This window comes from Streptomyces sp. NPDC001315 (assembly GCF_042896175.1).
Classification (GTDB): domain Bacteria; phylum Actinomycetota; class Actinomycetes; order Streptomycetales; family Streptomycetaceae; genus Streptomyces.
This window is the reverse complement of the sequence record NZ_JBIAWZ010000032.1, coordinates 1-12617: the sequence shown is the minus strand read 5'-3', so window position 1 is coordinate 12617 and position 12617 is coordinate 1. Positions and strand designations below refer to the sequence as shown.

The window sequence follows — 12617 nt, the reverse complement described above, 5'->3', positions numbered from 1 at the left end:
AGTTCCGAACAGGCGTCCGCGACCACCGGCGGCGCGCTGAGCGTCGAGCATAGGGCTGAGACATCACTTGCCGAGTGTACGTGATACATACACTCGGGTCCCTGGTATTGATGTCACGTGTTTCCCATATATATGGGCGACCGCTTTGATGGGCCCCATCGCTGGCGCTTCCGCACCGCTGCTGGAAAGCACAGGAACGCTGCGCCCTGGAGGACCCGATGCTGGCAGTTCCCGCGACGGCACCGTGGTGGCGACGGGGCTGGCACTGCGCGCCGAGGGCTGCGTCGGCATCTTCAACATCTCGGTCCCTCGCGAGCGGCGCAGGCAGGGCTATGGCGCCGCCCTCACCTCGACGATCCTGGACGTCGAACGGGAACGGGGAGCGCGCCTGGCCTTTCTGCACTCGTCCGACATGGGTCTGTCCGTATACGAGTTCCTGGGCTTCCGCACGGTCGAGGAGTGGACGCGCTACTCATGAGCAGCCGCACGGCCTGCTGCCGCCGGAGCGGACCGATCACAGTCTGGACCACGTGGTCACGGCCGTCCTGGGCGGCTGCATGCCGTAGGTCAGGTCGCGGCCCCCTCGCGGCGCAGCACGTCCTCGACGACGGCGAGTACGGTCACGGGCTTTAGCGCCGGGCCACGGAACAGCAGCGCTCATCGTCCCCGCTCACCGCGGCGCCCCGCCCGGCAGCGCGCCGGACCCCGGCTCGGTGCGCGGCACCGGTGTCCGGTCCGCCGCCAGCCAGTCGCCCAGTGCCCGCGCCAGCTCGGTCAGCGGCGGCGGAACGGCGGGGGCGGAGCGGTCGGCGGGGATGGCCCCCTCGGCGGAGGCCGGCTCGCAGCGGTCCACCAGCCCGGCCAGGCGCCGTAGCGCATGTGCCGTGCCGGCGGCGTCCGCGCGCAGGGCGTCCGGCTGGTCCAGTACCTGTTCGGCCAGGGACAGCGTGGCCGCCGCCACCTCCTCCAGCTCGGCCGCGGCGACGCGCACGCCACGGCGCTCGCCCGCGGTGCGCTCGCTCACCAGTCGGAGCAGGGCGACCGCGTCGCGCAGTTCCGTCCTGCGCCGTGGCGTGGGCCCGGCCTCGATCAGCCCGGCGGCCACCGTGAGCACATCGGTCACGGCTTCCCGGCGGTGCCGGACGGCCCAGCGCCGGGTCACCAGTTGACCGGCCACGGCAGCGGCGACACAGCCCAGCACCGTCTCCAGGAGACGGTCGGCGGTGATGGTGAGGACCGCGGACGCGCCGGTCGCGGAGGTCACGAGGAGCACCGAGAGAGGGGTGACGAAGACCATGGCGATGGCGTAGTTGCGGGCCACGACCAGCTCGATGACGAACGTGAGCGCGGCGAGCAGGACGGCGATCGCGAGGCCTCTCGGATGGGTCGCGGCCAGCGCGCCAGCGAGTAGACAGCCCACGGTGGTTCCCACGCCGCGCAGCACGGCCCGGGAGTTCGCGCTGACGGCGTGGCTGCCGCGCGCGAGGACCGCTGCGGCGGCGGCCATGGCCCAGTACGGACGCCCCACCTGGCACAGCAGGGAGGCGACACCGGCGAGGCCCACGGCCGCTCCCGTTCTGACTGCCATCCAGGGCAGAGGAGAGAACGGCAAGGACTTCGGGGCCACCAGCAAGCGGCTCCTCGACTCGTCTTCCGCCGAGGGCGGTTGAGAGGAACCGCCGGCAGCGGAGAACTTGGCGACGAGCCAGGACAGCACCGTCGCGGCGCAGCCGACTGCGGCCACGGCCAGGACCCGCAGCCCGGTGTGTCCGGGCGGGAGCCCGGTCCCGACCGAGCAGACCAGCACCGGCATCACGATGCCCGGCGGCCGGGCCTGGATGAGCGCGAAGAGCAGCGCGGCGACGGTGGCCCACAGGGCGGTGCCCAGCACGGCGAGCCAGGTGTGCCCGGCGAGCGAGCTGCCGATCGCCATGCCCATGGCGAGCGCGAGGGCGGCGCCTGCCACCGCGTCGACCTCCTGCCGGGGGGTGCCGCGGTCGCCGTACAGGGCGGCCAGGGAGCCCGTACTGGCGACGAGCCCGAGGACCGGCTGCCCCAGTGCCTGCCCAGCGAGGACGGGAGCGGCCGTGCAGACGGCGGCGATGGTGGCGCTACGGTGCCGGGAGGGCATCGGGTGCAGGACGAGAATTTCACTCACGGGAGGCGGCAGCGCCGGCCTGCTCCCGGGGCCGGTGCCCAAGGGGTGCGTGCGGGACATGAGACCAATTCCTCGCAGAGGCGTGGGATGAGCGACGGAGAACACGGGCAACGGCCGACCGGGGGGAGGGCCCTCCCGGCACAACACGGTCGGGGAGGACCCTCGTGGCGCCGGACGGTCGGCCGGGTCAGAGCGGGTAGACGGAGTGCCGGTCGGCGAGGGTGACCCAGCGGGTCTCCGTGAAGAACTCCACGCCCCAGTCGCTGCCGAAGTGGCCGAAGCCGCTGTCCTTGACGCCGCCGACCGGGGCCTGGGGCTCGTCCGCGACCGAGTGGTCGTTGATGTGGACGTTCCCGTGCCGCAGCCGCCGGGCCACGGCGAGACCAAGACTGGCGTTCTCTGTGTAGACCGCGCTGGACAGGCCGTACGCGGTGTCGTTGGCCAGGTCCACGGCCTGGTCCACGGTGTCGACGCGGAAGATCGTCGCGACAGGGCCGAATACCTCCTCGGAGTAGATCCGCATGTCGGGCGTGACGTGGTCGAGGACGGTCGCGGGATAGAACGCGCCCTGGGCGGGCCCACCGCCGTACAGCACGGCCGCGCCCTTCTCGACTGCGTCGGCGACCAGCGCGGCGACACGTTCGGCGGCGCGTGTGTTGATCATGGGGCCGACGAGGGTGTGCTCGCCCTCCGGGTCGCCCTGGCCGAGGGTGCGGACCTTCTCCAGGAAGGCCTCCACGAACGCGTCCGCTATGCCGCGCTGGAGGATGACCCGGTCGACGGACAGACAGATCTGACCGGCGTTCATGAACTTGGCGACGGTGACGCCGGAGGCCGCGTAGGCGGGGTCGGCGTCGTCCAGTACGACGATCGGGTTCTTGCCACCGAGTTCCAGGATGACCGGCTTGAGGTGCTCTCCGGCGAGCCGGCCGACGATCCGGCCGACCGGGGTGGAGCCCGTGAAATTGACCCGGCGCACCCGGTTGTCCGCGATGAGCGCTTCGACCACGGCGGGCGCGTCGGCGCGTTCATTGGTCACGACGTTGACCACGCCGTCGGGCACGCCCGCCTCGGCGAGGATGTCGGCGAGGAAGTACCCGGAGGTGACGGGGGCGTCCTCACTGGGGCGGATCACCACCGGGTTGCCGGTGGCCAGGGCGACCGCGATGGCCCTGGCGCACAGGATCAGCGGGCCGTTCCACGGCACGAACGCGGCGACGACACCCGCGGGTTCGCGCATCGCCACCGACCACTCGCCCGCGACATCGCTGGCCAGCAGGGAACCGGTGGGCCGGGTCGCCATGGTCGCCGCCTGCCGTATGAGCTCGACGGACATACGGATGTTGAACGCGGCCCAGGTCCGGGTGCCGCCGGTCTCACTGATCATGATGTCGGTGAATTCGGCGACCCTCGCCTCCAGCAGGTCCGCAGCCTTCTGGAGCAACCCGCGGCGTACCGACGGTGCGGTGGCGGCCCACCCCGGGAAGGCGGCGTGCGCGGCGTCGACTGCCCGGGTGACGTCCTCGGGGCCGGCCGCCGGCACCGTCAGGTAGACCTCGCCGGTCACGGGATTGAGGTCGTTGGTGGTACGTCCGGACAGCGCGGGCACGTCCTTGCCCGCAATCAGAAGGCCGCGGGACGCGGTGGCGGTGGCGAGGTCAGTCATGTTCACTCCTTGGCATGCGGTCGTGGGCCGCTCCCGGGCACGGAGCCGGCCTCGTGAGGATGCGACGACTGTGTCAACCGCGCACCCTTCGTGGCTGTAGGGCCGGCTTCAGGTCCCTGGGCGGGGCCGGCGTACGGGCAGCCCATTGCGGCCCCCACACCGGGAGTGAGGACAGCCCGACTACCCGCTGCTCAGGCCCGGCGCGTACATCAGCCATCTCATCTGGCTGATCCGACTCCTCGACGGTCAGATGGCCGAGATGTGGACCTACCGCCGGAGCACTCCCTGACGCTACTGATCCGCAACTCTTGACGATTGCTCGCGTAGCCACTGGCCGCGTTCGACGTGGGCTTGGTCAGTGGTCTGGCGGCGGCCGACGTCGATGCCAGCGAGGACGCCACCGATACCGAAGACACCAACGGTGACGTCGGCAACGATCGCCGCCCAAACTTGGTCATGCCACGCATCCTGGCCCGCCGAGACCCGAGTTGGGGAATCCCCGACCCCCACGGGAGCGAAGCCGACCTTCCCCTTGCCGGGCCTTATCGGCACCACTCGCACGGCCGTGTCGCGCTTATGGCCGTCCGCAGCCCTAGCGACTGGAGGCCTCGGGGTAGCGGTCCCTGCGCCCGTGCGGGTCGCCCACGCGCCCACTGTGGCCGCGCATCGGATGCGCGCTGGGGTCGGACGCTGCGCCACATCGTGCGCACCGCGGTGCGCACCACTCGCACTGCGCACCTCGCCTGGAGATATGCGGACCGGGAGCGTTAGCAGTCCAGGGCCGGAAGGCCGGCCAGGCCGGTGTCGAGCATGATGCGCTCCACGGTCGCGACGAGAGTGCTGTCGGGGCCGATGACGGTCTCGATGCCGCCGGGCAGCAGATCGCGTTCCCGGTACCAGTCCCGCAGTTGCGTGTCGCTGACGTCGTCGGCGATCGGCTTGGTGGCGTGCCGAGCGAGGGTTTCGTCGAACGGTACATCCAGGTAGTAGCCGTGGGTCGGGCCGGCGTGGTCGGCGCGCAGCTGCGCGAGCATGTCGCCGTAGCGGTCGGCGTACAGGATGCCTTCCACCACGACGTGAAATCCGGCGTTGAGGGCGTAGCGGGCGGTCAGGTCGATCAGACCGATGTTGGCCGCGCCTGGCCGGTCGCGTTCACGCAGGACGATGCGGCGGAGGTTGTCCTGGCCGACCAGGGCCAGGCCGCGGCCGAACTTCTCGCGCAGGCCGGCCGCGACGGACGACTTGCCCGAGGCGCTGTTGCCGCGCAGCACGACCAGCCGGGTTTCTTCGGTGCCCACCATCACGGCGGTCACGCTACCGACGGCCGGTGACACCGCCTGGGCGTTTGGTTCACACTGGACCGTCACACCTCATGCCAGCGGCGCGCCGGGCCGTTTGGGGCCGGGCGCGCCGCCGTCTCATGTGCGTGTGCGGACGACGTGCTCAGTCACCCGTGCGGCGTGCAGCCTCAGCTGCGGGCGTCGCCGTGGCGGTGTCGGTCGTAGCCCCAGGACTCCTGGTCGACGAGGCGGCCGCGGTCGTTGCGCAGGGGGCGGTGTCGTGGTCGTTGTTCCGAACGTAGTTGCGGCGGTCCTGGTAGAGGTCGGCGCGGGTGTCACGGCCCTCAGCGGTGTGGATGCGCACCGTGGAGCGGCCGTCCAGGCGGTAGTGGTCGAAGGTGTAGGTGTGGCCGGACTCGCCCTCGAGGGTCCAGCCGTCGAGGTCGACCGCCCGACGCGTGATGTTGGTCAGCTCCACCCACTCCCTGTTCAGCGAGCCGTTGGAGCGGTCGTCCCGTCCCGAGGAGTCGTACTGAACGGCCGGGATCTCCACCTTCGGGCGCTGCGCACGGGCGTGGTCGGCCGCGGACGCCGGCAGCGCCGCCACCGAGACCAGGGCGCCGGCCGCGAGCACGGCAGCAGCGAGACGACGGGCGGTGGCAGAAACGGAAGCGGACAAGTCCGATCGCATGCGCGTGTGAGAAGGTCACACGCGTGATCGACTCCTGGACCTTCAGCGATGGCGCCGTGCTGGCGTCGCCCACCGCGGCGCTGGCACTGCTTCGCGAACGAATCGCGGCCGGGCAGCTGGAGACATGGCTGACCAGCTCCCAAGGCCGCGCACTCGCAGTGATCACCAACACCGAGCGCGCGATGGTGATGCTGCTGGAAGACGAAGAAGATCCCGGCGAGCACGCCGTCACCCCCGATGCCGATGGCCGGAGCAAGGGCTTCATCCTCGCCAACGGCCAGCACGACGAGTATCCCGACGAGGACACAGTGCCTCTCGCAGAGGCACTGCAGATCGTCAACCACATCCTCACCACAGGCACCCCACCTGCCGACACAGCGTGGTCGGTCGACAGATGAAGCGGACAGACCCTGGGGAATTACGTGAACTCAGCCCTGGGGAATTGCGCCGTCGTCGACATGAGGAAGCTTCGTAAATGTCATCGCGGATCTCCCATCGGATGCGTAACCGGCGGAACTAATGCAGTAGTGCGAAACTCTGCTCGACCACCCATCGGTGGACGCCCAGCCCTGAGCCGTATCCGGTGAACCCCAGTTCCTGGGGCAGGAACTCCCACGGAATGCCCGTGTACAGCACGAACAGGATGCCGGACAGGACCTTACGGTCGTCCAGACGCTTGCGCCCCGGGTGATCCGTGCGGCGCGGTACGACCGGAAGCAACGGCTCGATCCGTGCCCACAACTCATCGGACACGATCCACGGCAGCTGCTCACCCCTTCTCATGTGAAGGCTAACCTCCCGTCAGGTGCCAACCTTCCAAGGTGAATTGCAGCATTCTATTAGGAATTCTTAGGACGCTCGCCGATATCCTCGCCGTCGCCGAGCGGCACCCGCAGATCGCGGCCATCACCGTGATCCGCCGTGACGGGCAGGCCCTGCTGCGCCACGAAGCCGACGGCTCCGGCCGGGCATCGTGGGCGCTCGCCGCGGAACGGCTGCGCCCGTACACCGAACAGGAGGCCATGGCATTCCTCCAGCTCCACCACGCGCTGCGCCGGGCGCTGCCCCGCCACCGCGGCGAACTGGACGACATCGCCGCGCTCGCCCGGCCCCTGATGCTGCCCCACATGCAGCCGGCACGCATCGATCGGCCGCACCCGCCCGTCTGGCCCCTGCCCGTACGGCAGCAGACCTCCGGCTACAACTCCTTGAGCTCCCTCAGCCGAGCCGCGTAGACGACGGCGATCCGGGCCGCCTCCTCCGGATCGGCGGTGGCCAGCTGCGCCTGGTCAGCGAGCGCGGCCTCACGGCCGGCCTTCAGCGCCTCAATCCCTTCATCGTCGGGCACCGGCGCGCGGCGTTCCGCGACGATCTGAGCGTTGTACCAGCCCACCACCTCTCGCACGATGTCGTCAGCCTGCTGGTCCTCGCCCCCGTCCAGGCTGGAGAAGTCGGGGTCATCTGGTGTACCTGGCACGGCAACCCCCTAAATCTTGATCGTTTAAAGGAAGTGGCCATTCTCCCCGCTTCCACTGCGGGACGAAGGGGCAAGCGACACAACGGAGCAGCGGCAGCGCGGTCGCTCCGGCAACGTTCAGCTGGCGCCTGTGTGGGCAGTTACCGTTTCACCCGGCCGCGGATCGCAAGAACGGCGAAGCCGAGCAGGACTGGCTCCGCCAGGCGGGAGACCATCTCGGTATAGGTGCCAGCGGTGGTCAGCTCCTGGCCGGAGGAGCGGAAGATCACCGAATTGATGACCACCCGCAGGGATTCTTCGAACCGCTCACTCGACAGGCGCACAGCGTACGACTCGTTGGGGTTCACCGGATCGGGAGTGTCGGTGGTCATCGTGATACTGCGGCCGGTGAGAGTACCGACGCTCTTCGGGGTCGGGGCGTCCCGCGGAAGGCCCCACAGCATCATCGCCAGCACGGTGGCGGTCATGGCCGCAAGCAGCCAGCCCAGGGCACGGGAGGCCCGCAGTCCGTACCCGGACAGGGCCCAGTACACCGCGAGCAGGGCCCGCTCAGCGCGCGGAGCACCGTGGTCGTGGCGGCGCATCTCCATCTCGCCGTAGTAGAAGTCGGCTGCTCCCGGTTCGTCCTTGCCGTCCTCGAAGGCCTTGCGGAGCTGTCGGTACACAGGCGCCAGTGCGGCTGGCTCCAGCGCCGTCTCTCCCTCAGGTACTGGCATCCACCCGTCTGTGTCTTGGGACCGCGCAGCCCGCCAGTGCTGTTCTTCAGCCAGCGTCCGACGTGACGTCCAGCGCACCGGCCACACTCCGCGCCGCCGCAGACCCGAAGGCGTGGTGGCCAGTAGGCATCGGCCCTCCAGGCGCAGCTGGTCAAGGTGAATGGTCCCTGCAAACAGACAGGCAGTCAGGTCGACATCGGTGAGCACCAGGTGCGCCGCATCCACCCCCCGTAGCGATACAACTCGTACCCGGGGATCCGTCAGACCAGCCTCGAGCATCTGCACTCCGTGCAAGGTGAAGGGCCGTGCGTGGGCGGCCAGGCTCACCGGGTATTCCAGGACTGCGTCGCTCAGATTCGTGACGGCGTGGCGTAGCCGCAGCGCGGCAGTGGAGGCCCACCGCGTCCTCCAGCACTCCACGGCCACAGCCGCCGCCTCTATCGTCGCGGCACCCTGGAATACCGCCTCCGAAACATCCAACACCCCCGCGCACACCAGCGGACCCACATGGGCAGTGCGCGCGAACACTGTTCTCACGAACCGGAGGTTGCCGCCGAAATTCACCCAGTCGAACCGGGCGTCGCCGCCGAACTCCATCATTTCAAACCAGGCGTCGTCGCTGATCGTCGCCCGGAAGAAGTAGGCGTTGCCGCCGATCTTCACGTTGTGGAAGAGGACGTGGCCGAGCTTCGCGTTGTTGAAGAAGACGTGGCTGCCGATCTCCGCGTCGTCGAACTTCGTGAAGCAGCCGATCTCCGCGTCGTTGAACGCGCACTCGCCGTGGATCTTCGCCTCGGGGAAGAGAGCATCGCCATTGATCTTCGCTCCGGAGAACTGGGCGTTGCCGCTAATCTGCGCTCCGTCGAACCGGGCGTCGCCATCGATCTGAGCTCTGCCGAACCGGGCGTCGCCGCTGAATCGCGCCTTAACGAACACGGCCTGGCCCAACCAGGGCAAGTCTGTTGCCGGGTCTATGACAGCGGCGAGCAGTTCGCCAAGCAGTTCCTCGGTGAAGTGGGTGCCGCTGTGATCGAGGTCAGCACCGGGCCGAAGCCCTGCAAAGTAGGCGGAGCGGTCGGCGTCGCTGAGATGGGCCAGGCAAGCGGTGTGTGGCTCAACGCTGCGCCCCTGACAGCCGACGCCGTCCGCTGCGGCGTCGAGCCCGCAGTACGGCCAGGAAGGTGCGGTCACGCTCCCTTGGACGCGCAGCGGCATGCGTCAGTTGCGGCGGCTACGGCTTCTGCGAGCGCTCCGTGTGAGCAGACTGGTTCCTCATTCACGGGATCCCTCGCGGCATGCGGCCGTGTTTCAGCAGGTCCGGGCCAGTGGACTGAGTCCGGAAGGCCGGAAACCGTCGCCGCACGCCGGCTCGCATGAGGCCTGTTCCCCAACAACCCCCGGCCGGGCGTAGGTTGGGTCCCAAGTGATCATCTTTCGGGGGTGGACGTGACTGGCGGCCGGGATCTGAGGGCCCTGTTCAGCACGAACGACAGCAGCGTCACGTCCGTCGAGGCGTTCATTATGGAACGGCACTGAGGAGTTCGCCGACCAGTTCTGCCGTTGCTGCACGCGGAGGATCACCGATGACGACGTTCGTACTCGTCCACGGCGCCTGGCACGGCCCGTGGGCATGGGATCGGGTCGTCCCGCTGCTGCACGCGGCCGGGGCAGGCACACTCACGCCCGACCTCACTGCCATCGGGGACTGCGGCCTCCACGACCATGCCGAGGTGGTGGCCGCCGCCCTCGACACCGTTGCGGAGGAGGACGACCTCGTGCTCGTCGGGCACAGTTACGCGGCCCTGGTGGTACGGGAAGCGGCCGATGTACGGCCCGACGTGGTCGGCCACGTCGTCCTTGTGGACGGATGGGCGGGATCGGACGGCGACAGCATGTTCAGCCTGGCCCCCGAGGCATTCGTCGCCATGGTTGCCGCGGCACGGAGGCGTGGTGACGGGCGCATCCCGGCCCTGCCCCCGGCCTCGTTCGGCGTCGACGACGCCGACGACGCGGCCTGGCTGGCCGAGCGCCTGCTTCCCCAACCACTGCGTACGTTCACCGAGCCCACGCGCTTGAGCGGTGCCGTGGACCGTATCCCCGGAACGGCCATCTTCTGCAGGCCGACGACCTATCCCTTCGACCGGTTCGGCGAGGCCGTCGGGTACCGGACGCAGGCGCTTGACGGTGCGCACGACGTCATGCTGACCGATCCGGAGGCGCTGGCCCGACTGCTTCTTGAGCGGGTGCAGGAACGGGAAGCGTAAAGCCTGAGTGATGACGCTGCTGATCCGTGAGCTGACCCCGCTCGCCCACCAACGGCACAAACAGGGCGAAGCCACCACCTCAGACGGTCAGCGACCCCGCTGAATGATCGAGGCCGGCTGCTCGGGGACGGCTCGACTCCGATGATTCGTCACAAACCGCCGGTCTCCAGCGACGGGTCATCGACCAGCTCGGGCGACTCGGTGCGCGGCAGAGCGCTGCCAGCGGTGATCACGCGAGATTTCGGCGCCTTGTCCAACCAGAGGCGGGTGACATCCGGACGTGAGTAGTGTCCGGCGGGATCGGCAGCGGCCTTGGCGACCGCGATGGCACCGAGGTCAATGTCGGCGTAGAGGATGCCTTCAGCGTCCGGTTGCAGCGGATCGGCCAGCATCTGGCCGTCCGGGCCGAAGATGCGGGCGCCGCCGCCACCGGCCGTGATCATCGACCGCTGCGTGTCGTCGGCGCAGAGCAGGTCGACCATCTCCTGGGAGGTGGTCGCGCACGACACAACGACGAAGCAGCTTCCCTCGACCGCATAGATCCGGCCGACCGAGGTGTTGACCTCCTCGCCCAGGGCGTAAGCCGTGCCGGGGTAAAGCGAGTAACTCGGCCATGATCCGACATGGATCTGTTCGTCCTGGGAGTACATGGCGTACTTCGACAACGGCTGCAGATGCTCCCAGCAACTCAGGGCACCCAGCCGACCGAGCGGGGTGTCGTGGACAGCGAGATCCGATCCATCGCCCTCGCCGAAGACGGTGCGCTCAGCATGAGTGGGCTTGAGCTTGCGGCGCTTGGCGATCGTTTGTCCGTCGGGGCCGATGAGCCACTGCGCCATGTAGAGACTCCCACCGGCGCGTTCACTCATGCCCATGACGACGGCGATGTTGTTGTCCCGCGCGGCAGTGGCGAGTCGATCCGCCTCGGGTGTGTCGTAGTGAAGCGAGTTGTCGAAGTAGCGCCGGGTGAACTGGAGACTCCAGATCGGCGCCCCCAGCCAGACGTGAAAGGGATACCCGGGGAGAAAGGTCTCCGGAAAACCGATCAGCGACGCGCCGTTACGGGCCGCTTCACCGATCAGGGCGATCGACTTGTCGATTCCGGCGTCGAGATCGAGGAATTCCGGCGCCGCCTGAACTGCGGCGACCTTGTACGCGGGATGAATCAACGACATGTCAGCCCCTAAGCTCTGCACGGCATTTCCTGGGCGCGCTCGACGAGATGCGGTGTTGAAGGTACCGGAGATGGGCCTGCAATCCGACGCAGGCAAGGCCGCCTCGGTCGGGTCCTGCGTAGAAGTATTGCGGCAAGGTGGACTGCCAGGGTCGCCGGGGTGTGGTGGTCGCGGCTGCGGTCCTGGCCACCGCCGCGGGGCCCGCGCTGGCCGCTACCACCACGATCACCACCAGGGATCCAAGTCCGGTGAAAGCTTTGTCGGATGCGTCTCGGTTCGGCTGCAGGCCGACTGGCCGGTGCGCTATGTGAATGTGTCGTGAGATACGCGCATGAGGGCGGGTTGACCGACAGGGAGCGTGCCGCACGGTCCACCGAATCCGTCGGCGGACCGTCGAGAAAGACTGAGGGTAACTCACCGGCATTGCAGGTCACAAGGCACTTCTTCGTTTCCGGAGAAACTATCCACAAGCCTCAAGCCAGTGAATCCATGGTGAGGCATCGGCGGCAATTCCCCCCCCCCCCCCCCCCGCGTGTCTCTGCTTGATCCACGCGACCGGTACTGCTTTCCTGTAAGAACCGCCCGATCGTGAACTGCGGTGACATGGAGAGGCCTCTCGCATTTCCCTGAGGCGTTCCGGAACGGCACTCGATCATTTCCCCATGAGGTTGATGACATGGCTGGTCTCGTCCGCAAGAGTTTCGACGCGCCGGAAGATGTCCGCCGCGCTTCGGGGGACATGGGCCGGCTTGACTTCGTCGAAAGCGAGTCCGGGACGGCGGTGCGCGCCGCGCTCGAACCCGGCTGGCAGTGGTCGAAACACGTCAAGCCTCATATGGGCACTGACAGTTGTGAGGTCCCCCACCTCGGCTACGTCATCACGGGCACGCTGCGGATCCACATGGACGACGGCGAAGAGCAGGACTTCACTCCAGGCGACCTCCTGAGCGTCCCGCCGGGCCACGATGCGTGGGTGGTGGGCGAAAGCCCCTGCGTCTTCATCGACTGGTACGGATGCACGGAACAGGCGAAACGGTAGTGCCGGGGGATTTCCCTGCAGCGGGCGAAGGTAACACATAGCACGACCCAGGTTAACCTCAATACCAGTGATTTAAGGGTCTCAGCTTCACGGGATCTTGGTCGGTGGGTTGATAGGGGCGGTGCGCCAGTGCGGCGCGATGGACACGGCG

General features: G+C 68.5%; 11 protein-coding genes and 2 pseudogenes. 5 read left to right on the top strand and 8 right to left on the bottom strand.

Features of this window, described 5'->3' with window-relative positions; all coding sequences use genetic code 11:
- The first annotated feature begins 148 nt into the window (after positions 1–148).
- Positions 149–478: a GNAT family N-acetyltransferase gene (locus ACFY16_RS40390; protein ID WP_390652230.1), complete on the top strand. Its 330-nt coding sequence runs from the start codon at positions 149–151 to the stop codon at positions 476–478.
- Positions 479–670: 192 nt separating this feature from the next.
- Here ACFY16_RS40390 and ACFY16_RS40385 read toward each other — a convergent pair whose 3' ends face one another.
- The 4 genes and pseudogenes from ACFY16_RS40385 to ACFY16_RS40370 form a co-directional block, all read right to left on the bottom strand.
- The gene (locus ACFY16_RS40385) at positions 671–2158 is read right to left on the bottom strand and encodes an FUSC family protein (protein WP_390652229.1); all 1488 of its coding nucleotides are present in this window, start codon (positions 2156–2158) and stop codon (positions 671–673) included.
- A 187-nt stretch (positions 2159–2345) separates the two neighbouring features.
- Positions 2346–3824: an aldehyde dehydrogenase family protein gene (locus ACFY16_RS40380; protein WP_390652228.1), complete on the bottom strand. Its 1479-nt coding sequence runs from the start codon at positions 3822–3824 to the stop codon at positions 2346–2348.
- Between the two features lie 767 nt (positions 3825–4591).
- Positions 4592–5125 carry an AAA family ATPase gene (locus ACFY16_RS40375; protein ID WP_390652227.1) on the bottom strand — a complete coding sequence of 178 codons (534 nt, stop codon included), beginning with the start codon at positions 5123–5125 and terminating at the stop codon, positions 4592–4594.
- Between the two features lie 167 nt (positions 5126–5292).
- A pseudogene (locus ACFY16_RS40370) lies at positions 5293–5795 on the bottom strand (lamin tail domain-containing protein).
- A 23-nt stretch (positions 5796–5818) separates the two neighbouring features.
- On the opposite strand from ACFY16_RS40370, the gene ACFY16_RS40365 reads away from it, so the two are divergent.
- Positions 5819–6193, top strand: coding sequence for a hypothetical protein (locus tag ACFY16_RS40365; RefSeq protein WP_390652226.1), 375 nt, complete (start codon positions 5819–5821; stop codon positions 6191–6193).
- 169 nt (positions 6194–6362) lie between these two features.
- On the opposite strand, the pseudogene ACFY16_RS40360 reads toward ACFY16_RS40365, so the two are convergent.
- Positions 6363–6578, bottom strand: a pseudogene (locus ACFY16_RS40360) (transposase); the annotation flags it as partial.
- A gap of 38 nt (positions 6579–6616) precedes the next feature.
- Between ACFY16_RS40360 and ACFY16_RS40355 the strand changes: the two are divergent.
- The gene (locus ACFY16_RS40355) at positions 6617–7030 is read left to right on the top strand and encodes a hypothetical protein (protein WP_390652225.1); all 414 of its coding nucleotides are present in this window, start codon (positions 6617–6619) and stop codon (positions 7028–7030) included.
- Here ACFY16_RS40355 and ACFY16_RS40350 read toward each other — a convergent pair.
- Both ACFY16_RS40350 and ACFY16_RS40345 read right to left on the bottom strand, forming a co-directional pair.
- Complete coding sequence (locus tag ACFY16_RS40350; protein WP_390652224.1) at positions 6994–7272, bottom strand: hypothetical protein; 279 nt, start codon at positions 7270–7272, stop codon at positions 6994–6996. The genes ACFY16_RS40355 and ACFY16_RS40350 overlap by 37 nt on opposite strands.
- Positions 7273–7412: 140 nt before the next feature.
- Entirely contained in the window at positions 7413–9203 is a 1791-nt protein-coding gene (locus tag ACFY16_RS40345; protein WP_390652223.1) for a pentapeptide repeat-containing protein, read from the bottom strand.
- A gap of 368 nt (positions 9204–9571) precedes the next feature.
- Here ACFY16_RS40345 and ACFY16_RS40340 point away from each other — a divergent pair, with 368 nt between their 5' ends.
- Entirely contained in the window at positions 9572–10252 is a 681-nt protein-coding gene (locus ACFY16_RS40340; RefSeq protein ID WP_390652222.1) for an alpha/beta fold hydrolase, read from the top strand.
- Positions 10253–10401: 149 nt separating this feature from the next.
- Here the strand turns inward: ACFY16_RS40340 and ACFY16_RS40335 are convergent, their stop codons facing one another.
- Positions 10402–11427, bottom strand: coding sequence for a carbon-nitrogen hydrolase family protein (locus ACFY16_RS40335; RefSeq protein ID WP_390652221.1), 1026 nt, complete (start codon positions 11425–11427; stop codon positions 10402–10404).
- Between the two features lie 676 nt (positions 11428–12103).
- On the opposite strand from ACFY16_RS40335, the gene ACFY16_RS40330 reads away from it, so the two are divergent.
- Positions 12104–12466 carry a cupin domain-containing protein gene (locus tag ACFY16_RS40330; RefSeq protein ID WP_390652220.1) on the top strand — a complete coding sequence of 121 codons (363 nt, stop codon included), beginning with the start codon at positions 12104–12106 and terminating at the stop codon, positions 12464–12466.
- The last annotated feature ends 151 nt before the right edge of the window (positions 12467–12617 follow it).

Excerpts from the sequence above, each read along its gene's own strand:
- ACFY16_RS40390 (WP_390652230.1), top strand. The coding sequence starts at position 149 with ATGGGCCCCATCGCTGGCGCTTCCGCACCGCTGCTGGAAAGCACAGGA.
- ACFY16_RS40380 (WP_390652228.1), bottom strand. The coding sequence starts at position 3,824 with ATGACTGACCTCGCCACCGCCACCGCGTCCCGCGGCCTTCTGATTGCG.
- ACFY16_RS40375 (WP_390652227.1), bottom strand. The coding sequence starts at position 5,125 with ATGGTGGGCACCGAAGAAACCCGGCTGGTCGTGCTGCGCGGCAACAGC.
- ACFY16_RS40345 (WP_390652223.1), bottom strand. The coding sequence starts at position 9,203 with ATGCCGCTGCGCGTCCAAGGGAGCGTGACCGCACCTTCCTGGCCGTAC.
- ACFY16_RS40340 (WP_390652222.1), top strand. The coding sequence starts at position 9,572 with ATGACGACGTTCGTACTCGTCCACGGCGCCTGGCACGGCCCGTGGGCA.
- ACFY16_RS40335 (WP_390652221.1), bottom strand. The coding sequence starts at position 11,427 with ATGTCGTTGATTCATCCCGCGTACAAGGTCGCCGCAGTTCAGGCGGCG.
- ACFY16_RS40330 (WP_390652220.1), top strand. The coding sequence starts at position 12,104 with ATGGCTGGTCTCGTCCGCAAGAGTTTCGACGCGCCGGAAGATGTCCGC.